The sequence below is a fragment of the Ochrobactrum sp. Q0168 genome (assembly GCF_016427605.1).
Classification (GTDB): domain Bacteria; phylum Pseudomonadota; class Alphaproteobacteria; order Rhizobiales; family Rhizobiaceae; genus Brucella.
In genome coordinates this window covers 728,751-749,501 of record NZ_JAELXQ010000002.1, presented here as the reverse complement: position 1 = coordinate 749,501, position 20,751 = coordinate 728,751, and the positions used below count along the sequence as shown (strand labels likewise).

Sequence of the window (20,751 nt, the reverse complement as noted above, 5' to 3'; positions counted from 1 at the left end):
TCACGCCTCCAGCTTTCGCGCCGGTTTTTGCGGCAATTCAAGCCCAATCGGTTCTTCGCGGAACAGCGCTTCATCCATGATCTTGAGCTGGTCAGAAACGATCAGCGGAAACTCGGATTGATCGAGAATATGCGCCTGCAAATCCACACCCGGCGCGATCTCGGTGAGCACGATGCCTTCCGCCGTCAGCTTCATCACAGCGCGTTCCGTAACATAGGTGATGTCCTGTCCCTGCGCGACGCCACGCGGGCCGGAGAAGGTGACATGCTCCACTTCATTGACGAGCTTTTTCAGCTTGCCTTCCTTCTCGATCACCAGCTTGCCCTCAGCGACGGAGAGCTTGGCTCCGGCATTAAACATGCCGGAAAACACGATCTTCTTTGCCCGCGCCGTGATATCGACGAAGCCGCCCGCCCCGGCAGTGACATGCGGACGGAATGAAAGCTTCGACACATTGACCGAACCGTCGCGTCCGATCTCAAGGAAGGAGAGCAGCGAGGCGTCGAAGCCCGCGCCCTGGAAATAGGTAAACTGATAGGGCGACGGCATATAGGCGTCGGCATTGGATGCGCAGCCAAAGGCAAAATCCAGTAGCGGCACCCCGCCGACAGCGCCCTGCTCGATCACCCATGTCACGGCGCCATGCAGTCCTTCTTCCAGCAGAATGCGCGGCACATTGGCGGAAATGCCAAAGCCCAGATTAACCGCGCTGCCCGCCTGCAATTCCTGCGCGACACGGCGCGCAATCGCCTTCTGAATATTGAATTCAGCCAACCGGAACGTATCCAGCGGACGGAAAATCTCGCCCGAAATCGCCGGATCGTACAGCGTCTGTGTGGTCTGCTTCTGGTCGGGATCGACCACGATATAATCCACCAGAACACCCGGCACGCGCACGTCATGCGGCTTCAGCGTGCCTTCCTTGGCGATGCGTTTCACCTGCGCAATGACGATGCCGCCATTGTTGCGCGCGGCAAGCGCCTGATCGAGACCGCCGAGATAAGCGCCCTCATGCTCATAGGTGAGATTGCCGCGCTCATCCGCCGTCGTCGCGCGAATGATCGCCACTTGCGGGATGATAGAAGGGAAATAGAGCCAGTCCTCGCCCTCGAAGCTGACATGTTTCACGACCGGCGCCTCACGCGCCTTGTCATTCATCGCCGTGCCCTGACGCTTGGGATCAACAAACGTATCGAGCCCCACCTTGGTCAGCACGCCGGGGCGCTTGGCCGCCGCTTCGCGGTGCATATCGAACAGAATGCCCGACGGGATATTATAGGCCGGGATCTCATTATTGATAATCATCTGCCAGATCAGCGGCGGCTCGGCGCTGGATGGACCGGACGGATAGGAACCGCCGATGATCTTCTTCAGCAATCCCGGCTTGGCGATGTAATCCACGCCCTTGATGCCGCTCATATCGCCCGCCGCAATCGGATGCAGCGTGGTGATATTTTTGGGATGGCCGGTCTCGTCAAACCGCTCACCAATGGCTTTCAGCGTCAGATCGGGACAGCCGAGACCGCTCGATGAGGAGACCGAAACGACAGCGTTGTCGGGAATGAGTGCAGCCGCTTCCGCAGCCGAAATATGCTTGTTCATGGTGTTCAGAGCCCAGATTGAACGGCGGTTGCCTTGCCAGTCTTGGCGGCTTCTGCGACCGCAAGCCCGGTGGCGAGCGACCAGATACCGTCTTCCAGCGTCGCCGATGGCTGGCCTTTGCCGGCAATCGCGTTGTGGAAAGCCTGCAAGGCGGTTTCGTAGAGATTTTTATGGTCGAGCGGCAGTTCGTGCTCGCCGTTGTGATCGCGTAGCAGCACCGAGCCGACCGGCTTTTGCGTCATGACATTGCGCGCCACCAGCGAACCTTCACTGCCATGCACCTCGAAGCCGGTTTCGGCATATTTGGTGGTGAAGGCATCATGAAACTGTGCAATCGCGCCGGATGGGAAGCGCAGAACCCCCATCACGCCGTCTTCAAGACCCGCGCCGCTTAAGCCTCCCTGCTGGCTGAAAGCCAAGGCTTCGACCGGGTTTTCACCCAGCACGAAACGCAGCGTGTCGGCATCATGCACAGTGATATCAAGGATGACACCGCCACCGGCATCGGGCCGTTCGATGCGCCAGCCTTGCAAATGCGGCGGCAGATAAACCGCATGGAAAACCCGCGCCCCAAGCACCTTGCCGATCTTGCCCGCAGCAATTGCATCGCGCATGGCGCGGTGGCTGGCGGCATTGCGCAAATGATGGTTGGTGCCTGCCACAACGCCCGCTTCACGTATGGCCTTCAACATGGCATGAGCGTCACCAATCGTCAGCGCCAGCGGCTTTTCACAGAGGATATGCTTACCAGCGTTGGCGGCTGCAATCGCCTGATCGCGATGCAATTCGTTGGTGGTGGAGATATAGACCGCCTCGACCTCCGGATCGGCGAGCAACGCATCAAGGCTTGTCACCGAGCGGCCAATCCCGTTATCTCGAGCATAGGTTTCGCCGCGTGCGGCATTGGTGCTGTAAACGGAAACGACTTCGCCGCCAGTCGCGCGAATGGCATCGATCACCCACTCTTTTGCGATGGTGCTTGCGCCTATAAGGCCCCACTTTGCCATTCGCGTTTCTCCTCCGTTTTAAAAGGCATGCCGCAACTGGCACGCACCGCAAGACGCACCGCCAAGCGCTGCGCCTCCGCCTCCACCCGTTCCGAATTGATCTGCTTCAAAAGAAGCTGTGCCGCCCGTTCGCCCATCCCCTGCGGATCGACCGACACTGTTGTTAATGCGGGCACCGCCGTCTTTGCTTCGATCACATCGTCGAAGCCCACCACGCCGAAATCGCGACCCGGTTCCAGCTGCGCGGCGCGCAAGCCGTCGCAAACGCCAAACGCAACCGCATCGTTGAAACACACCGTGGCCGTTGGCTTGGCACCCAGCAGAACCATGCGCTCCACTGCTTCCACGCCACCTGCCCGCGACGGTGCCGATGTGAAGACCAGCGCCTCGTCAAAGGCGAGGCCCGCCTGCTCCAGCCCCATGCGATAGCCGGAAACACGCTCGGCAAACACCGCCGTATCCGCATAGCCGCCCATGAACGCGATGTTGCTGTGACCAAGGCCGACCAGATGCTCGACAGCCTTCGCTACGCCGCCCCGATTGTCGGACAGAATGGACGAAACGCCGGAACCCGGGACATCGCGTACCATCTGCACCACGGGCAGCCCGCTTTTCGCCAGCGGCTTCAGATCGGCAGATTCAGTGCCCCGTGCTGGCGAAATGATCAACCCGGCAATGCCATGTTCGCGCATCGAGGCGATCACCTCGCGCTGCCGGTCGATGCTCTCGCCCGTATTGGCCAGAAACTGCACATAGCCCGCCGACTGCATGACGCGGTCCACGCCCACCGCCAGTTCGGCAAAGAAGCTGTTGGTCAGATCGTTGACGACCAGTCCGATGATCTTCGACTTGGCCTGACGCAGATTGGCGGCGCTGCGGTTATAGACGTAACCAAGCTTTTCGATCGCCGCCTGCACCTTGACCCGCGTTTCGGCATGAACCAGCGGACTGTCGCGCAGCACGAGCGACACGGTCGATTTCGACACGCCTGCCTCGCGTGCAATATCGATGACCGTAACGCTGCTCTTGTTCATGGCTTTCCCCGACTTTCGCTAGCAAAATAATTGGAACGTTCCAAAATTGTCAATGGAAGAAATTTCGCCGCACTATCGCCAGAATTTTGCCTTTTTTAGCAGCACTTTTCTGCCGGTTTCTCAAATCTATGTTCTAATCCTGTTAGAAATCGGGTTGTTTCTTGCCATTTGGAACGTTCTAAATTATTAAGGCGGAAGTTCGTGGGAGGACGATCATGAGCGTTGCATTCGACACTGTGCTGATCTTACCCAAGGCCGATGGCACCCTGCATTCCTATCGGCTTGTCGGAACGCCAACCGAAAGACCGTCCACTCCCCCGCAGTTCAATCGCATCGCCTATGCGGCAGCGCATGTCGTTTCCGACCCGCGAAAAGATACGACGCCCTGGGACAATCCCGCACTGGACTGGGATGCGACCATGGCGTTTCGGCATCATCTCTGGAGCCTTGGTTTCAAGATCGCCGAGGCAATGGACACGTCGCAGCGCGGCATGGGCCTCAACTGGGCGGGCGCGCAGGAACTGATCCGCCGCTCGCTGGCTGAAAGCAAACTTGTTCCGGGAGCCGATCTCGCCTGTGGCGCTGGCACCGATCATCTCGATCCGGCGGACGCCGGGAGCCTCGATGACATCATCAAGGCATACGAAACGCAGGCCGGTTTCATCGAGAAACACGGCGGGCGCTTCATCCTGATGGCAAGCCGCGCCCTTGCCCGTATCGCCCGCTCACCCGAAGATTATGCCAGGGTTTACAGTCACATTCTCTCCAATGCCCGCGAGAAGGTCGTCCTTCACTGGCTGGGCGACATGTTCGACCCGCAGCTCAAAGGCTACTGGGGAGCCTCGAATTTCGATGATGCGCTGGATACGGTCATCGGCATTATCGAAGCCAATCGCGACAAGGTGGAGGGCATCAAGATTTCGCTGCTGGAAGAGCGCTATGAGCTTGCCCTGCGCGACCGCCTGCCGGACGGCGTGCTCTGTTTCACAGGCGATGATTTCAATTTTGCACCGCTGATCGAAGGCGACGGGCACAAGCACAGCCATGCCCTGCTCGGGATTTTCGATGCCGTGGCGCCGCAGGCCTCCAGCGCGTTGGCGGCGCTTGCCAAAGGCGACAGCGTCCGGTTTCGCGCCATCATTGAGCCGACCGTGCCACTCTCGCGCAAGATTTTCGAAGCGCCGACCCAGTATTACAAGGCCGGGGTCGTATTTCTGGCCTGGCTCAATGACCATCAAACGCATTTCACCATGCCGGCGGGAATGCAGTCGGCGCGCGGCATTGTCCATTATGCCGAGATTTTCCAGCTGGCCGACAAGGCCGATGTGCTCGACCAACCAGAGCTTGCCGTGAAACGGATGAAGTCGCTTCTGGCAACCCATGGGGTGGAGCAGGCCTGATCCTCGCTTCATCGGTCGCTATACATTCTCCACGCAACTTTGTCCGGTTCCCGTGCTGATTGATTTCGGCTATCAACTTGATTAAGCAATCAACAGCATAGAAACCAATAGGGGAGATTTTCATGCGTTCTGTACTTCTGGCATTGCTGGCCGCAACGGCCATTGCCACTTCGGCCCAGGCAAAAGACGTCACCGTCGCCGTGACCGCCATCGTTGAACATCCGGCGCTCGACGCCGCTCGCGACGGCGTGAAGGATGCGCTGGCCGAAGCCGGTTATAAGGAAGGCGAAAATCTCAAATTCGTCTATCAGTCCGCACAGGGCAACCCGGCAACCGCCGCACAGATCGCACGTCAGTTCGTCGGTGAAGGTCCGGATGTGATCGTTCCGATCTCCACCCCTTCGGCCCAGGCTGTGGTTTCTTCCACGCGCGACATTCCGGTCGTGTTCACCGCCGTATCCGATCCGGTCGGCGCGCAGCTCGTCAAGAGCATGGACAAGCCGGGCGGCAATGTAACCGGGCTTTCCGATATGTCGCCGGTAGCAGAGCATATCAAGCTCATCAAGGAAGTGATGCCGAACATCAAGAAGCTCGGCTATCTCTACAATTCCGGCGAAACCAACTCGGTCTCGCTTCTGGCTGCACTGAAGGAAGCCGCAGCCGCTGACGGCATTGAAATCGTTGAATCCGCCGCCACCAAGTCGGCAGAAGTCAAGGGCGCCGCACAGGCTCTCGTCGGCCGCGCCGATGCCATGTATGTGCCGACCGACAACACGATCGTTTCGGCTCTTGAAAGCGCTGTCGGCGTTGCCGAGGAAAGCAAACTGCCGCTCTTCACCGCCGATACGGACTCCGTCAAGCGCGGCGCTATGGCGGCTCTCGGCTTCAACTATTACGACGTGGGCAAGCAGACCGGCGCTGTTGTTGCACGCATCCTGAAGGGCGAAAAGCCGGGCGACATTTCGGTTGAAATCGCCAAGGGCACAGACCTCGTCATCAATCTTGGCGCCGCCAAGAAGATGGGTGTGGAATTCCCCAAGGCTGTAATCGACCGCGCCACCAGCAAGATCGACTGATCTTCATTCATCCCGCACAAAATGAGGGGGCGAGAGTGAAAACTCTCGACCCCTTTTCTTTTCGTACAAGACCAGAGGCGTTCCAAACAATACCCGAGCTGAAGCAATACCGCACGAATGTTGCGTAAGCCGCACATAAAGCCGCATTTGCGGAACTTTGGCGCGGTTTGGGCTTGCGCTGATGATTGCGAGAGTTGTAATCCGACTGGAATAATAACGGGAACAAATGATCTAGCCGGGAAATGATCCGTCACGGGCCTCGCCCGCCGGATACACTCAAACCAAAACCGGTCGCGATTGGTGAAAGCCTTTTGGACAATCGGAGGCACAAAGCTTCGATGTCCGCAGGCTTGCGGATGGTCTTATGCCGGAAAACCGGCTTCATCCTTGTCGATTGCGGCAAAGTACAAGGAATGTCGTTGTGAGTCAGATCGCCTTCTGGGGTGCGGTCGAATTAGGCCTCGTTTTCGCGTTTGTCGCCATCGGCGTCTATCTGGCGTTTCGCGTCCTCGACTTTCCCGACTTGACGGTGGACGGTTCATTCCCGCTCGGTGCAGCTGTAACCGGCGTTCTGATCCTCGCCGGCCTCAATCCATGGCTCGCCGCCGCAATCGCCATGGTTGCCGGTGCGATAGCCGGTCTTGTGACCGCAACGCTGAATGTCCGCTTCAAGATTCTCAATCTGCTCGCTTCCATTCTGACGATGATCGCGCTGTTCTCGGTGAACCTGCGCGTGATGGGTCGACCGAATATCGCGCTCATCAATCAGGATACAATGCTCAGCCCCTTCTTCGGCCACGGCATACCGGAATATTACGTCCGCCCGGCTTTCCTTTTCGTGCTGGTGGCCATCGCGGTCTTCATTGTCTGGCGCTTTCTGGAAAGCGACATGGGCCTTGCCATGCGTGCAACCGGCGCCAATCCAAAAATGGCGCGCGCGCAGGGCGTACAGACGGATCGCCAGATTTATATCGGCATGGCGCTCTCCAACGCGCTCGTCGCGCTTGGCGGGTCGCTTTTCGCCCAGACAAACGGTTTTGCTGACGTCACCTCCGGCGTTGGCACCATCGTTGTTGGCCTTGCAGCGGTCATCATCGGTGAAACCATCCTGCGCACACGCAACCTGCTGCTGATCCTGATCGGCTGTGTGCTCGGCTCGGTCATCTACCGCATCGCCATCCAGCTCGCACTGTCCAACGGCAACACATTCGGCCTGCAGGCTTCCGATCTCAACATCGCCACCGCGCTTCTCGTTACATTCGCCCTGATATTGCCGCGCCTGCGCCGCGGGGGAGCATCCGCATGATCGAAGTATCCAATCTCGATGTCATCTTCGGTCGCGGCACCCCACTGGAAAAGCAGGTCCTCAACAAGATCAACCTGACAATGGATCGCGGTTCCTTCGTCACCGTTATCGGCTCGAATGGTGCTGGCAAATCCACTCTTCTCGGCGTGCTCGCGGGCGATGCCATCCCGACCGGCGGCAAGGTGGTGATCAGTGGCAAGGACGTGACCCGCAAATCCACCGCCGAACGCGCCGGTCTCGTCGCGCGCGTATTTCAGGACCCGCTGGCTGGCAGCTGCGGTACGCTGACCATAGAGGAAAACCTCGCGCTTGCTGCGTCGCGCGGCAAGAAGCGCGGCTTTACCCATGCACTGAATTCCAATCGTCGCGAATGGTTTCGCGAGCGCGTGGCGAGCCTCAATCTCGGCCTTGAAAACCGTATGCAGGACCGCATGGAGCTTCTCTCCGGCGGACAGCGTCAGGCGCTTTCCCTGATCATGGCAACGCTTGCCGGTTCGGAAGTTCTGCTTCTCGACGAACATACCGCAGCGCTCGATCCGGGCATGGCGGAATTCGTCATGGAACTGACCCGTTCGCTCATCACCGAAAACAAGCTGACGGCGCTGATGGTCACGCATTCCATGCGCCAGGCGCTCGACTATGGTGACCGCACGATCATGCTGCATGGCGGCAGGATTCTGCTCGACGTGACCGGCGACAAGCGCAAGACGCTCGGCGTGGAAGACCTAATCGAGATGTTCCGCAAGGTGCGCGGCCAGACGCTTGATGACGACGCCCTGCTGATCGAATAATAATCCACCAATTCGCTTTTCACAGCCGCCGTTCCTTCCCTGATCGGCGGCTGTTTTGTTTCTGCTCGAAATGCTCTAAGAACCAGCTATGGCGCAGAAAAAAGCAAATGAAGTCGATGGTTTCCTGAGCAGACCGAGCAGCTCGTTTCCGGTCGTGCTTCTTTATGGCCCGGATAAGGGACTGGTGAGCGAGCGCGCACGCCGCTATGCCGAGGCGACAAAGCTGCCGCTGGACGATCCCTTTGCCGTCATCCGCATGGAAGCCGACGAGATCGATGCCGATCCTTCGAAGCTCGCCGATGAAGCGCGCACCATTTCCATGTTCGGCGGCACCCGTCTGATCTGGATCAAGAACGCGGCCGGGCAGAAGAAGCTCGCCGATGCCATCAAGCTTCTGGCCACCGACCCGCCGCAGGAAACATTCATACTCGTGGAAGCCGGTGATCTGAAAAAGAGCGCCGGATTGCGCAGCGCCGTCGAGAATGCTTCGGCGGGTATGGCGCTTCCCTGCTATACGGATGATGCGCGCGGCATCGATGGTGTCATCGACGATGTGCTTGCCGAATGGAAGCTGCAGATCACTCTCGACGGCCGTCAGCTGCTTCGCGCCAGCCTTGGCGGCGACCGCCTTGCCACCCGCGGTGAACTGGAAAAGCTCTGCCTCTATGCGCGCGGCAAGGAACGTATCGACATTGACGATGTGCGCGAAGCGGTGGGCGACGTTGCGGGCCTGTCGACGGACGAGGTGGTGGATGCAATCATTGCCGGTGATTTGCAGCGATTTGAAATCACGTTTGACCGTGTTGTGAAATCTGGCACAGCGCCTTTTCTGGTGCTGAACACGGCCATGCGGCAGTTCCAGCAGATACAGGGCCTGCGCTATATCATGGATAACGAACGCAAGAGCGCGTCCGTTGTTGTGGCCGGCGCGAGACCGCCCATCTTCTTCAATCGCAAGAGGCTTATAGAAACAGCCATCGGACGCTGGAGCGGCGAAAGCCTTTCACGTGTCCTGGAGCGTCTCCAGCGCGCCGTTCTGGAAAGCCGCCAGAATTCCGCGCTCGCCATTCCGATCATTCGCCAATGCCTGATGGCTATCGGCGTGGAAGCCATGCGCAACGCACGACGCTAAGTGCTTCCTCGCGTGAAACAATCCGCAAATAAAGACCCCGGTATCTAGTACCGGGGTCTTTAACTCCATCATCGGAAAATCAGCTCTGAAGGCGACGGCAGATTTCGTCCAGCTGTTCCAGAGAGCTATAGCGGATTTTCACCTCACCGCCGCGATCCCGATGGTTGATCTCGACCTTCATGCCGGTAACGTCGGATAGCAGCTTTTCCAGCGCCTTGGTGTCGGCGTCTTTCTCGACTGGAGCAGCCTTGCCCGGTTTCGGTTCCGCACCGCCACGCGCTTCGGCCTGCGCAAGAGCTTCCACCTGACGGACCGACAAGCCTTCCTTGACGATCCGCTCCGCCAGTACAGTCGGATTGTCCATCGTGATCAGGCTGCGCGCATGCCCAGCGGACAGCGCACCATCAACGATGAAATCCTGCACCGGCTGCGGCAGCTTGAGAAGGCGCAGCGTATTGGCCACGTGGCTGCGGCTTTTGCCGATCACCTGCGCCAGATCATTCTGCGTATATTCGTGATTGTCGATAAGCTGTTGATATCCCAGCGCTTCTTCGACTGCATTCAGGTCTGCGCGCTGAACGTTTTCAATGATCGCAATCTCAAGAGCAACACGATCATCGACATCACGAACGATGACAGGGATCGTATCGACGCCTGCGCGCTGCGACGCGCGCCAGCGGCGTTCCCCGGCGATCAGCTCGAAATGATCAGGCTGACCGGGAGCCGGACGCACCACAATCGGCTGAACGACACCATGTTCCTTGATCGACTGCGCCAGATCTTCGAGTTCGGTTTCCGCGAACATGCGTCGCGGATTGCGCGGATTGCGCGTGACGAACTCGATGGGCACATTGCGCTCGATTGGAACCGGCGTTTTGCGCTCTTCGACCGGACGGTCGATCTCACCAATCAGGGCGGCCAGTCCGCGGCCAAGGCGCTTTTTTGAAGGATCGTCGTTCATCGTTCGGCAAATTCCTGCAATTGTTACGTAGACGAATCGATAGGCTGATTATGCGGCTTTCAGCTGCCGCTCGCGTTGGATGACTTCCGACGCAAGCTGCAAATAAGCCTGACTGCCTGCACATTTCAGATCATAGAGAATGGCTGGCTTGCCATGCGAAGGCGCTTCCGACACCCGCACATTGCGCGGAATGACGGTGCGATAGACCTTTTCGCCCATGAAAGCGCGAACATCATCCACCACCTGCGAAGCCAGATTGTTGCGGCTATCAAACATGGTCAGCACGATGCCCTGGATGGAAAGCTCTGCATTGATCGTGGACCGCACCTGATCCACCGTCTGCAAAAGCTGGCTCAAACCTTCGAGTGCGAAGAATTCACACTGCAACGGCACAAGCACCGAGTCCGCAGCCGCCATGGCGTTCAGCGTCAACAGGTTCAGCGATGGCGGGCAGTCCACCAGAACATAAGTAAACCGTTCAGAAACGCTGGAATCGAAGCGCAGAGAATCGCGCAGTCGGCGCGTACGGTCCGCAGACTGCGCGATTTCCATCTCGATACCCAACAGATCGAGCGTCGATGGCACGATAAACAGATTAGGCACATCGGTCTGCATTGCAGCATCCGGAACCGAAGCCTCTTGTGTCAGCACGTCATAAGAAGACAGCGGGCGGTTGCGTCGATCAATCCCCAACCCTGTGCTGGCATTGCCTTGCGGATCGAGATCAACGATCAGAACCGTTTCACCTATTGCCGCCAATGCCGTGGCCAGATTGATCGCCGTCGTGGTTTTACCGACGCCGCCTTTCTGGTTTGCAATGGTTATGATTCTGGACATTTTGTTCATTACCGTCGCCCTGCCGCTTTCCAGATCTGCGAAATTCTCGAAATCAGTGTGCTTTGCGTCGCAAGTTGCTGATTTCAAGAATGACCGAACTCTGATCGATAGCACTTTGATGTTTTACCAGATCAAAATCCCAACCGACACGGCTTTCGTCGATTTCTCTCTGGTAATCCCGACCTTTTTGGAAAAGCGCCTTGGCGCCGTTGACGAGCCAAGGCTCCGTCAAACCAAAAAGATCGTTTAATGAGGCGAGCGCGCGGGCGGTAACAACGTCCGGAGTCTCGATTTTCTCCCACATCGACTCGATACGAGCCGCATGAATATGAGCCGGAACGTTCAGATGTCCGGCAGCTGTGCGCAGAAAAGCGGCCTTTTTACCAGCACTTTCCACCAGATCGATACGGCTATCCGGTCGATCCGCAAGATAACATGCCGTGACGATGCCGGGAAATCCGCCACCAGAACCGATATCGAGCCAGCGCTTGGCGTCCGGCGCAAGGGGAAAAACCTGCGCGCTATCGAGAATATGACGGCTCCACAGGTCCGCCAAGGTCGACGGCGAGGCCAAATTGATCGCTTTCGACCATTTTCGGAACAGTTCTTCAAAAGCAATCAGGCGATCCGCTGTTTCACGTGAAACAGTCGGATGGATTTTACGAAGGCTTTCGTAACGACGGTCCGCACTCATATCAGCACTCACGCCGCGCCCTTCCCTTCGGCGAGTTCGGTGGCTGCCTGTCGGCGCACGCCATGCTTTTTGATTTGTGCAATAAGCAGCGCAAGAGCAGCCGGTGTCATACCGTCGACGCGTTGCGCCTCGGCAATCGTCTCCGGTTTGCGCTGTTTGAGCTTATGTTTCAGCTCGTTGGACAGTCCTGAGATAGCATCAATGTCCAATCCCGCTGGGATCAACAGGCGTTCCTCACGTTCCATGACGGCGATATCCGTCTGCTGGCGCTCCATATAGACCGCATATTGCGCTTCGATTTCCAGCGTTTCACGGGTGACTGGATCAATGGATTCCAGTTCAGGCCAGATCGGACTCAAACGCGTCAGATCAATATCCGGATAAGACAGCAAGTCATAAGCTGAACGACGAACCCCATCGCGATTGAGATGCAGGTCATAGCGGCTCGCAAGATTTGGCGTGATCGACAGTGATTGCGTCAATTCCCGTGCGGCAGACAATGCTTCCTGCCGTTCATCAAATCGCTTCTTGCGCTCTGCGCTCAATATGCCGAGGCGATCGGCCAGCGGAGTCAGCCGCTGATCGGCATTATCCGCACGCAAAGAAAGCCGGAATTCCGCGCGCGATGTGAACATGCGGTAGGGTTCGCTAACACCCCGCGATGTGAGATCATCCACCATCACACCAATATAGGCTTCGGTGCGCTGGATGATGATCGGCTCATCGCCCACTGCCCGCCGCGCAGCATTCAGACCGGCAAGTAAGCCTTGCGCGCCTGCTTCTTCATAACCCGTCGTGCCATTGATCTGGCCAGCTAGGAACAGACCGTTCACGCGCCGCGTTTCCAGACTACGCTTCAGCTCGCGCGGATCAATGAAATCATACTCAATTGCATAGCCCGGCTGCAGCATCACGGCCTTCTCAAGACCGGGAATGGTCTTCAGGATTTCCAGCTGCACATCCTCCGGTAGAGAGGTCGAGATGCCATTCGGATAGACAGTATCGTCATCCAGACCTTCTGGCTCTAGGAATATCTGGTGACCGTCACGATCTCCGAACTTAACAATCTTGTCTTCAACAGAGGGGCAATAGCGTGGGCCAATACCTTCAATCGAACCGGAATACATGGCCGAGCGATGCAGATTGGCGCGAATGATCGCATGCGTTTCGGGCGTGGTGCGCGTGATACCGCAATCGATCTGCGGTGTCGTAATGCAATCCGTCATCAAGGAGAAGGGAACCGGGTTCTCATCGGCAGACTGAGTTTCAAGGCTCGCCCAATCGATAGTCCGTCCGTCGAGGCGCGGCGGCGTGCCGGTCTTGAGGCGCCCTAACGCGAAGCCCAGTATCTTCAAAGTCTCCGAAAGCCCAAGCGCCGGATTCTCACCCATGCGCCCGGCCGGTATCTTCTTCTCGCCGATATGAATAAGGCCGTTCAAGAATGTCCCAGTTGTCAACACAACTGCGCCGCATGTCAGAAGCCGACCATCCGACAATACCACGCCGGTGACATTGCCATCGTCAGTCTTGATATCGAAGGCGCCACCTTCAACAACTGTGAGATTTTCTTGTGCGGCGATCATCTCCTGCATCGCAAGCCGATAGAGTTTACGATCGGCCTGCGTGCGGGGACCGCGAACAGCTGGGCCCTTGCGGCGGTTCAAGAGACGGAATTGGATGCCTGCTTTGTCGGCAACGCGACCCATCAATCCGTCCATTGCATCAATCTCGCGGACGAGATGCCCCTTCCCCAGACCGCCAATGGCCGGATTGCAGGACATGACGCCGATTGTATCGAAGCGGTGAGTGATCAATGCTGTGTGTGCGCCAGAGCGCGCAGCAGCCGATGCGGCTTCGCAGCCTGCATGACCGCCACCGACAACAATTACATCGAAGACTGTAGACTCAGCCGAACTCATTTCTCGCATCCTTGATTAGGAGACAGCTTTTGCCACGAATGCGTTTGAAACGGAAGGATAAAAGCGTGACAGGCGATCAAATATAAGCGTTCAAGGGCGCTGACTCATGAACGTCGTATAGAGTCAACCAACATCGGCAGATTCCACAGATGTTTCACGTGAAACATTCTTGGCGCTTTTCCGTCACCAGACGGCTAATGTTTCACGTGAATCACTTACCGATACAGAATTGCGAGAAGATCACGTCGAGAATTTCCTCGACATCCACATCGCCTGTGATGCGTCCGAGATACTGTGAGGCTCGGCGCATGTTCTCGGCGCGAAGCTCCAGCGGTAGGTCATCCCGGGTGGCAGCGATTTCGATTTCGCTCAGTGTCGAGCGAAGCAAATTTATATGCCGCTGCCGTGTTGGAACGGCATCGTTGATCTGACCAATGCGTTCTTCGGCAAAAGACTGGAGCTTCGTCAGAAGCTCTTCCAATCCTGAGCCGTCTTCGATGGAGATTTGTAAAGTCCATCTATCAGTCTGGGTGTCCGCAAGATCAGCCTTGGTTCCGATACGCCAGATCTCGACGCCTACCTCATCCAGCACCACGTCAATCGGATCGCTCATGTCTTCCAGCAGCAGAACAAGATCCGCTTCCGACACCCTTTCACGGGCTCTCTCAATACCAATCTTTTCAACGGTACTTTCGGTCTCGCGTAACCCCGCTGTATCGGTGACGTAGACCGGGATGCCATTGAGGTCGAGTTTGACTTCCAGAAGGTCACGCGTGGTGCCCGCTTCGTCGGAAATGATAGCCACCTCGCGCCCGGCGAGAAAATTTAACAAGCTCGATTTACCGGCATTTGGAGCGCCAGCAATCACCACATGCAAGCCGTCGCGGAGCATGGCAGCACGCTTGCCGCTGGCAATGTGCAGCTCAATTTCCTTATGCAGCGCTTGCAAAGATCGCCAAACCTGATCGGAAACGGAACCTGGAACGTCGCTTTCATCCGCGAAATCGAGCTCTGCCTCAATGAATGCGCGGGCGCGAACAAGCCGTTGCCGCCATTCCGTATAGAGTTGACGTTGCGCGCCGGATGCCACTTGCAAGGCGAGACGACGTTGACCTTCGGTTTCGGCGGCGATCAGATCCGCCAGACCTTCCGCTATTGTCAGGTCCATCTTGCCATTGGTAAAGGCGCGACGGGTAAACTCGCCCGCTTCCGCAATGCGGCAACCGTCAAGTTCGCCCAGTTCCTGCAGCAATTTTTCTACGACAGCGATACCGCCATGAAGATGAAATTCGACGCAGTCCTCGCCGGTAAAACTATGCGGTCCGGGAAAGAAGAGCGTCAATCCGCGATCGATCGCGTCGCCATTTCGGGAACGGAATGTCTTATAGGCTGCATATCGCGGTTCGATACCAGTGTCGATAATCGTTTCGATAATGAATCGAACTTTCGGGCCGGACGCCCGCACGACAGCGACGCCAGACGGGAGCCGTCCACTGGACAAGGCAAAAATCGTATCTTGATGCGGAGCGGTGTCGTTCATGGCATTTCCTGACCTATATCCATCTTGCCAAGAGGATCGAAATTACGCTCAGTGCATATTCATTCAAACGCGGAAAGGGAAGCCTCATGACGGATATCAGCAGAAACAGGCTGTCTGCGGAACCGAGCGCCTATCTGCGCCAACATGCGGATAACCCGGTTCACTGGCAACCTTGGGGCAAGGAAGCCCTCGACGCCGCGCGGGAATTAAACCGCCCTATCCTGCTTTCAATTGGCTATGCCGCCTGTCACTGGTGTCATGTCATGGCCCACGAGTCTTTTGAAGATGCCGATGTTGCGGCGGTGATGAACGACCTGTTCGTCAATGTGAAGGTGGACCGCGAAGAGCGACCGGATATCGATCAGATCTATATGGCAGCGCTTGGCGCCATGGGACAGCAAGGCGGATGGCCCTTGACCATGTTTCTGCGCCCGGATGGCAAGCCCTTCTGGGGCGGCACTTATTTTCCGCGCCACGCACGCCACAACATGCCGGGCTTTGTCGACGTATTGAACGCGGTGAATGGTCTCTGGCAAGGAAATAAAGAAAAAATTAACCATAATGCCGAAGCGGTCTTCAATCATCTGGAAGGCAGGCTCGCAGCACAGAGCGTAGGTAGCCAGAACGAGGTTTCCCGTTTTGACGCGGTAGCTGCGCGGATCGGTGCAATGTTCGATCCAGTGCGGGGGGGGATCGATGGCGCGCCGAAATTTCCCAACGCGCCCTTCATGGACGCTCTGTGGCTTTCCTGGCTTTATAATCGCGACAGCGATGGCAGGGAAAAGTTTATCCACTCGCTGAAAATCATGCTGCAAGGCGGTATCTATGATCACCTTGGGGGCGGGCTTTGCCGCTACAGCACCGATGCCGACTGGCTCGTGCCGCATTTTGAGAAAATGCTCTATGACAACGCCCAGCTAATCCGACACGCCAGTTATGCCTATGCGGAAACGAAGGATGATTTATTCCGTAACCGAATCGAAGAAACCATCGATTGGCTGGTTCGGGAAATGCGCCTGCCAGACGGGAGTTTCACATCGAGTCTGGATGCCGACAGCGACGGCGAAGAAGGAAAATTCTACGTCTGGAGTGAAGCAGAGATCGACAGCGTGCTCGGTGAAGACAGCCCGGCTTTCAAAGCCTTCTATGGCGTTACCTCAAGTGGTAACTTTGAAGGCCATACTATTCTGAACCGCCTGCATGACGTCGATGGCGGAGGGTCCGTGCCGCCATCGATACAGGAGGCCAGGACGAAGCTTTTCGCACAGCGTGAAACACGCATTCGCCCCGGGCGGGATGACAAGGCGCTCACCGACTGGAACGCACTGGCAATCCGGGCATTGGCAGAGGCGGGGCGGAGTTTTTCCAAACCGGAATGGGTGACGCTGGCGGTCGAAGCCTATCAGGCGATCATGATGCCATTCAGAGCCGGGCAAATGGCGCATTGTCGCATGGAGGATCAGCTGGTCTACCCTGCCCTTTCGACAGACTATGCGGGCATGATTAATGCCGCTCTGGCGCTCTATGAAGCAAGTGCTGACCGCGCTTATGTGGATGATGCGGAGAAGCTGAAGCAGGCGCTCGATGCCCATCACCGGGATGCGTCCGGTAACTATCGTCTGTCAGCGCTTAATGCTGACGATGTCATTCTACATGCCTATGGCGATTACGATGAGGCGATCTCCAGCGCGACAAGCCAGATCATCGAAGCACTGACGCGGCTTTTCCTCGCAACCGGCGACATGGCGCTTTATCAGAGCAATGAGACTTTGATCGAACAGGCGCTCGGTCGGGCACTGGCGCAGCAATATGGTCAGATCGGCATATTGAACGCAGCCCGTATCGCGGCAGAACCGCTATCGCTCGTCATCGCCGCGCACTCTCCTCATGACGAGCTTGTTTCGACAGCGAATCGATACCCTGACCCACGGCGTCTCGATAAGGTGGTCCGTTTCACAGCAGATGCAGTGATCAACCTCCCGACAGGCGGCACGGCCCAGGCTGAAAAACCCTCCGCCTGGTTCTGCAAAGGCCATGTCTGCCTGCCACCGGTGGAAAGCGGCGAAGCATTGCGCATTCTTCTGACGGGCGGAGCGTGACAGAAAAAAGCCACGCCGGTTTCCCAGCGTGGCTTTTTTTCGTCAGAACGCTTGAAGCGATTACGTGTTCATCGAATCGAAGAACTCGCCATTGCTCTTGGTTTGCTTGAGCTTGTCGATGAGGAACTCGATCGCATCGGTCGTGCCCATCGGCGCGAGGATACGACGCAGAACAAAAATCTTCTGCAGATCGGCGCGTGGGACGAGCAGATCTTCCTTACGGGTGCCGGACTTGAGAATGTCCATCGCCGGGAAGATGCGCTTGTCGGCAACCTTACGGTCGAGCACGATTTCGGAGTTACCCGTGCCTTTGAACTCTTCAAAGATCACTTCGTCCATACGGCTGCCGGTATCGATCAGAGCGGTCGCGATGATGGTCAGCGAACCGCCTTCTTCGATGTTACGTGCAGCACCGAAGAAGCGCTTCGGGCGCTGAAGCGCATTGGCGTCCACACCACCGGTCAGGACCTTGCCCGACGACGGAACGACAGTGTTGTAGGCGCGGCCAAGACGGGTAATCGAGTCGAGCAGGATCACGACATCGCGTCCGTGTTCAACGAGGCGCTTGGCCTTTTCAATGACCATTTCGGCAACCTGAACGTGACGGGCTGCCGGTTCGTCGAAGGTTGACGAAATGACTTCGCCCTTCACCGAACGCTGCATGTCGGTCACTTCTTCCGGACGTTCATCGATCAGAAGAACGATCAGATAGCATTCCGGATGATTGGCGGTGATCGAATGCGCGATATTCTGCAAGAGAACGGTCTTACCGGTCCGCGGCGGAGCGACGATCAGGCCGCGCTGGCCCTTGCCGAGCGGCGCGACGAGATCAATGACGCGTGGCGACAGATCCTTGGAGGTCGGAACTTCCAGTTCCATCTTGAAACGCTCATTGGGATAGAGCGGCGTCAGATTGTCGAAGTGGACCTTGTGGCGAATCTTTTCCGGGTCTTCGAAATTGATCGAATTGACCTTGAGAAGCGCAAAATAGCGCTCGCCTTCTTTGGGGCCGCGGATCGGGCCTTCAACCGTATCGCCGGTCTTCAATGAGAAGCGGCGCAGCTGCGAAGGAGAAATATAAATATCGTCGGGGCCCGGCAGATAATTGGCGTCGGCTGAACGCAGGAAGCCAAAACCGTCCTGCAGCACTTCGACAACGCCCTCACCGATGATCTCGACATCCTGCGACGCCAGCTTCTTGAGAATCGCGAACATCAGTTCCTGCTTGCGCATCGCGCTCGCATTTTCGACTTCAAGGGTTTCGGCAAAAGCAAGCAGCTCAACCGGTGTTTTATTTTTTAGTTCTTGTAGTTTCATTTCCTGCATGGATGAGGAACTCTTTTGAAATATAAGGAGAAAATGCAGTTGTTCGGAAAGTTGGTCAGCTGGATAACTGGACCGGCATCGAAGGCCTGCGATCAGGAAGGGAAGAGGCTTTCTTCATACCGATTTGCGATATGAAGAGCAAGTCACATGTAGTGGCTGCTTGAAAATTCTGCAACGAGAAAATGGCAGAAACCCGACCAAACGGGTTTCTTTTTCATTTAAAACTGCAATTAAAAGGGCTTCACGATCACCAGAATGACGATGAGGATCATCAATATGGTGGGCACTTCGTTAACGATTCGCCAATGCTTTGCCGGTTTCGTGTTCTTGTCTTCCGCGAAAAGCCGTGTCGCTTTCGAGAGATAGCCGTGCATGCCGGACATCAGCACGACCAGCAGCAGCTTGGCGTGAAGCCATCCGCCCTGGAAGCGGAAAATCTCCCACGCCATCCACAGACCGGCAATCCAGGTCACCGCCATGGCGGGATTGATGATGAAGTGCAGCAGTCGCTTTTCCATCACCTTGAAGGTCTCGGACGCTTCGGAGCCGGGCTTTGTCGCCGTGTGGTAGACGAAAAGCCGTGGTAGATAGAGCATTCCGGCCATCCAGGCGATGACGGCGATGACGTGAACCGCTTTTACCCAGAGATAGGCATCGGTTGGATTCACGTGAAACAATGCCCACACGCCAAGCACCACGATCACAAGCGCGGCCATCATGCGGATATAGGCAGCCTTGTTGCTGCTCTTCGAGGTCGGCTGGCTCATGCTTTTTCTCCACGAATGCGATCGATCATGCGCTGAACATTCTCAACCGGCGCTTGCGGCGTAATACCATGTCCGAGATTGAAGATCAGCGGGCCTTTTCCCAGCCGTTCGAGGATTGCATCCACACCCTCATCAAGGGCCGAACCGCCCGCAACAACGCGCAACGGATCGAGATTGCCCTGAATGGCGCCATCTTCCTGCAAGGCGGCGGCGAAAGAAAGCGGAACCGACCAGTCGAGACCCAGCACATCAACGCCCGTCTTTTCGCGGTAGCCCGCATAAAGCATCCCCGCCCCTTTCGGAAAACCGATGATGCGCGCTTCGGGATAGACGGCGCGAACTTTTTGAACGATCCGCGCCACAGGCTGGATACAGAACCGCTCAAAGCAATCTTCATCCAGAACGCCCGACCAGGAATCGAAAATCTGTACGGCGTCCGCGCCTGCATCCAGCTGTTCGATAAGATATTCTGCTGACACATCCGCCAGATCATTCAAAAGCTTTTCGAAGGCTTCCGGGAAACGATAGGCGAAAAGACGGGCGGGTGCCTGATCCGGCGTGCCGTGACCGGCAATCATATAGGTCGCAACGGTCCAGGGCGCGCCGCAGAAGCCGAGCAGCGTGGTTTCGTCGGGCAGTTGCTCGCGCAGCAGCCGAACCGTCTCATAGACCGGCTCCAGTCGTTTGGCGACACCTTCGGTCTCAAGCCAGAAAATCTCGTCAGCGTCGATCGGGGTCATCAAAGGCCCCTTGCCTTCTTCAAAGCGAAGGTCGCGTCCAAGGGCGTGAGGGATGACCAGAATGTCGGAAAACAGAATGGCCGCATCAAAGCCAAAGCGGCGGATTGGCTGAAGCGTCACTTCGACGGCCAGATCGGGCGAATAACACAGATCGAGAAAGCTTCCTGCCTTCTTTCGCGTTTCGCGATATTCGGGAAGGTAGCGACCGGCCTGACGCATCATCCAGATGGGAGGCGGAAAGACCGCTTCACCGTCGATCACTCTCAAGACTTTGCGCTTCATGTGATTTTTATCCGCCCTGTTGGTTGCCTGATCCGGTTTTGGTCTGAAGTTATCCAGTCCGGTTCTCATAAAGAAAGGATGATTCAGGAATCTTTTGATTCTTAGAGTCTGTTGGAATCGGGGATTAAGGTCTGTCCCGGTTTTCCCCACAGTTCCGAAATTGCCAACTTGCCCTGTGCAATTTTTCGCCGCCAGTCTGACGGAAAACAGAAAAAACTCAATTCCCTCTTTTAATATA

General features: G+C 56.8%; 17 protein-coding genes. 6 read left to right on the top strand and 11 right to left on the bottom strand.

Annotated features, from left to right (window positions below; genetic code table 11):
* Genes JAU75_RS07785 through JAU75_RS07775 form a run of 3 tightly spaced genes read right to left on the bottom strand, consistent with a single transcriptional unit; the run spans position 1 to position 3,643 of the window.
* Positions 1-1,602 carry an acyl CoA:acetate/3-ketoacid CoA transferase gene (locus JAU75_RS07785; RefSeq protein ID WP_199055932.1) on the bottom strand — a complete coding sequence of 534 codons (1,602 nt, stop codon included), beginning with the start codon at positions 1,600-1,602 and terminating at the stop codon, positions 1-3.
* A gap of 5 nt (positions 1,603-1,607) precedes the next feature.
* Positions 1,608-2,609, bottom strand: coding sequence for a Gfo/Idh/MocA family protein (locus JAU75_RS07780; RefSeq protein WP_199055931.1), 1,002 nt, complete (start codon positions 2,607-2,609; stop codon positions 1,608-1,610).
* Positions 2,588-3,643 carry a LacI family DNA-binding transcriptional regulator gene (locus tag JAU75_RS07775; protein WP_199055930.1) on the bottom strand — a complete coding sequence of 352 codons (1,056 nt, stop codon included), beginning with the start codon at positions 3,641-3,643 and terminating at the stop codon, positions 2,588-2,590. Before JAU75_RS07775 ends, JAU75_RS07780 begins: the two co-directional genes overlap by 22 nt.
* A 215-nt stretch (positions 3,644-3,858) precedes the next feature.
* Between JAU75_RS07775 and JAU75_RS07770 the strand changes: the two genes are divergently transcribed.
* The 5 genes from JAU75_RS07770 (at position 3,859) to holA (ending at position 9,348) form a co-directional block, all read left to right on the top strand.
* The gene (locus JAU75_RS07770; protein ID WP_199055929.1) at positions 3,859-5,043 is read left to right on the top strand and encodes a dihydrodipicolinate synthase family protein; all 1,185 of its coding nucleotides are present in this window, start codon (positions 3,859-3,861) and stop codon (positions 5,041-5,043) included.
* A 122-nt stretch (positions 5,044-5,165) separates the two neighbouring features.
* A complete protein-coding gene (locus tag JAU75_RS07765) occupies positions 5,166-6,119 on the top strand; it encodes an ABC transporter substrate-binding protein (protein ID WP_199055928.1) in 954 nt (317 codons plus the stop codon).
* 421 nt (positions 6,120-6,540) lie between these two features.
* Positions 6,541-7,425, top strand: coding sequence for an ABC transporter permease (locus JAU75_RS07760; RefSeq protein WP_199055927.1), 885 nt, complete (start codon positions 6,541-6,543; stop codon positions 7,423-7,425).
* Positions 7,422-8,216: an ABC transporter ATP-binding protein gene (locus tag JAU75_RS07755; RefSeq protein WP_199055926.1), complete on the top strand. Its 795-nt coding sequence runs from the start codon at positions 7,422-7,424 to the stop codon at positions 8,214-8,216. The genes JAU75_RS07760 and JAU75_RS07755 overlap by 4 nt, the downstream gene beginning before the upstream one ends.
* A gap of 88 nt (positions 8,217-8,304) precedes the next feature.
* A complete protein-coding gene (gene holA, locus JAU75_RS07750; RefSeq protein WP_199055925.1) occupies positions 8,305-9,348 on the top strand; it encodes a DNA polymerase III subunit delta in 1,044 nt (347 codons plus the stop codon).
* 79 nt (positions 9,349-9,427) lie between these two features.
* Here holA and JAU75_RS07745 read toward each other — a convergent pair whose 3' ends face one another.
* The 5 genes from JAU75_RS07745 to mnmE form a co-directional block, all read right to left on the bottom strand.
* On the bottom strand, positions 9,428-10,309 hold the full coding sequence (locus tag JAU75_RS07745; RefSeq protein ID WP_199055924.1) for a ParB/RepB/Spo0J family partition protein: 882 nt from the start codon (positions 10,307-10,309) through the stop codon (positions 9,428-9,430).
* A gap of 48 nt (positions 10,310-10,357) precedes the next feature.
* A complete protein-coding gene (locus tag JAU75_RS07740; RefSeq protein ID WP_199055923.1) occupies positions 10,358-11,155 on the bottom strand; it encodes a ParA family protein in 798 nt (265 codons plus the stop codon).
* 43 nt (positions 11,156-11,198) lie between these two features.
* Positions 11,199-11,840: a 16S rRNA (guanine(527)-N(7))-methyltransferase RsmG gene (gene rsmG, locus JAU75_RS07735; protein ID WP_199056032.1), complete on the bottom strand. Its 642-nt coding sequence runs from the start codon at positions 11,838-11,840 to the stop codon at positions 11,199-11,201.
* Positions 11,841-11,848: 8 nt separating this feature from the next.
* A complete protein-coding gene (gene mnmG, locus JAU75_RS07730) occupies positions 11,849-13,759 on the bottom strand; it encodes a tRNA uridine-5-carboxymethylaminomethyl(34) synthesis enzyme MnmG (RefSeq protein ID WP_199055922.1) in 1,911 nt (636 codons plus the stop codon).
* A 211-nt stretch (positions 13,760-13,970) separates the two neighbouring features.
* Entirely contained in the window at positions 13,971-15,299 is a 1,329-nt protein-coding gene (gene mnmE, locus JAU75_RS07725; protein ID WP_199055921.1) for a tRNA uridine-5-carboxymethylaminomethyl(34) synthesis GTPase MnmE, read from the bottom strand.
* An 86-nt stretch (positions 15,300-15,385) separates the two neighbouring features.
* On the opposite strand from mnmE, the gene JAU75_RS07720 reads away from it, so the two are divergent.
* Positions 15,386-17,398, top strand: a complete 2,013-nt coding sequence (locus JAU75_RS07720; RefSeq protein ID WP_199055920.1) for a thioredoxin domain-containing protein — start codon at positions 15,386-15,388, stop codon at positions 17,396-17,398.
* Positions 17,399-17,458: 60 nt separating this feature from the next.
* Here the strand turns inward: JAU75_RS07720 and rho are convergent, their stop codons facing one another.
* The 3 genes from rho to hemE form a co-directional block, all read right to left on the bottom strand.
* The gene (rho, locus tag JAU75_RS07715; protein ID WP_109370019.1) at positions 17,459-18,724 is read right to left on the bottom strand and encodes a transcription termination factor Rho; all 1,266 of its coding nucleotides are present in this window, start codon (positions 18,722-18,724) and stop codon (positions 17,459-17,461) included.
* A gap of 230 nt (positions 18,725-18,954) precedes the next feature.
* On the bottom strand, positions 18,955-19,491 hold the full coding sequence (gene hemJ, locus JAU75_RS07710) for a protoporphyrinogen oxidase HemJ (RefSeq protein WP_199055919.1): 537 nt from the start codon (positions 19,489-19,491) through the stop codon (positions 18,955-18,957).
* Positions 19,488-20,513, bottom strand: a complete 1,026-nt coding sequence (hemE, locus tag JAU75_RS07705; RefSeq protein WP_199055918.1) for a uroporphyrinogen decarboxylase — start codon at positions 20,511-20,513, stop codon at positions 19,488-19,490. Before hemE ends, hemJ begins: the two co-directional genes overlap by 4 nt.
* Between the last annotated feature and the right edge of the window lie 238 nt (positions 20,514-20,751).

Bases quoted from the DNA above. Each gene is read 5' to 3' on its own strand.
- JAU75_RS07755 (WP_199055926.1), top strand. From the start codon at position 7,422: ATGATCGAAGTATCCAATCTCGATGTCATCTTCGGTCGCGGCACCCCA.
- JAU75_RS07785 (WP_199055932.1), bottom strand. From the start codon at position 1,602: ATGAACAAGCATATTTCGGCTGCGGAAGCGGCTGCACTCATTCCCGAC.
- rho (WP_109370019.1), bottom strand. From the start codon at position 18,724: ATGCAGGAAATGAAACTACAAGAACTAAAAAATAAAACACCGGTTGAG.
- JAU75_RS07780 (WP_199055931.1), bottom strand. From the start codon at position 2,609: ATGGCAAAGTGGGGCCTTATAGGCGCAAGCACCATCGCAAAAGAGTGG.
- rsmG (WP_199056032.1), bottom strand. From the start codon at position 11,840: ATGAGTGCGGACCGTCGTTACGAAAGCCTTCGTAAAATCCATCCGACT.
- mnmG (WP_199055922.1), bottom strand. From the start codon at position 13,759: ATGAGTTCGGCTGAGTCTACAGTCTTCGATGTAATTGTTGTCGGTGGC.
- JAU75_RS07765 (WP_199055928.1), top strand. From the start codon at position 5,166: ATGCGTTCTGTACTTCTGGCATTGCTGGCCGCAACGGCCATTGCCACT.
- JAU75_RS07740 (WP_199055923.1), bottom strand. From the start codon at position 11,155: ATGAACAAAATGTCCAGAATCATAACCATTGCAAACCAGAAAGGCGGC.
- holA (WP_199055925.1), top strand. From the start codon at position 8,305: ATGGCGCAGAAAAAAGCAAATGAAGTCGATGGTTTCCTGAGCAGACCG.
- JAU75_RS07745 (WP_199055924.1), bottom strand. From the start codon at position 10,309: ATGAACGACGATCCTTCAAAAAAGCGCCTTGGCCGCGGACTGGCCGCC.
- mnmE (WP_199055921.1), bottom strand. From the start codon at position 15,299: ATGAACGACACCGCTCCGCATCAAGATACGATTTTTGCCTTGTCCAGT.
- hemE (WP_199055918.1), bottom strand. From the start codon at position 20,513: ATGAAGCGCAAAGTCTTGAGAGTGATCGACGGTGAAGCGGTCTTTCCG.
- JAU75_RS07775 (WP_199055930.1), bottom strand. From the start codon at position 3,643: ATGAACAAGAGCAGCGTTACGGTCATCGATATTGCACGCGAGGCAGGC.
- JAU75_RS07720 (WP_199055920.1), top strand. From the start codon at position 15,386: ATGACGGATATCAGCAGAAACAGGCTGTCTGCGGAACCGAGCGCCTAT.
- JAU75_RS07770 (WP_199055929.1), top strand. From the start codon at position 3,859: ATGAGCGTTGCATTCGACACTGTGCTGATCTTACCCAAGGCCGATGGC.
- hemJ (WP_199055919.1), bottom strand. From the start codon at position 19,491: ATGAGCCAGCCGACCTCGAAGAGCAGCAACAAGGCTGCCTATATCCGC.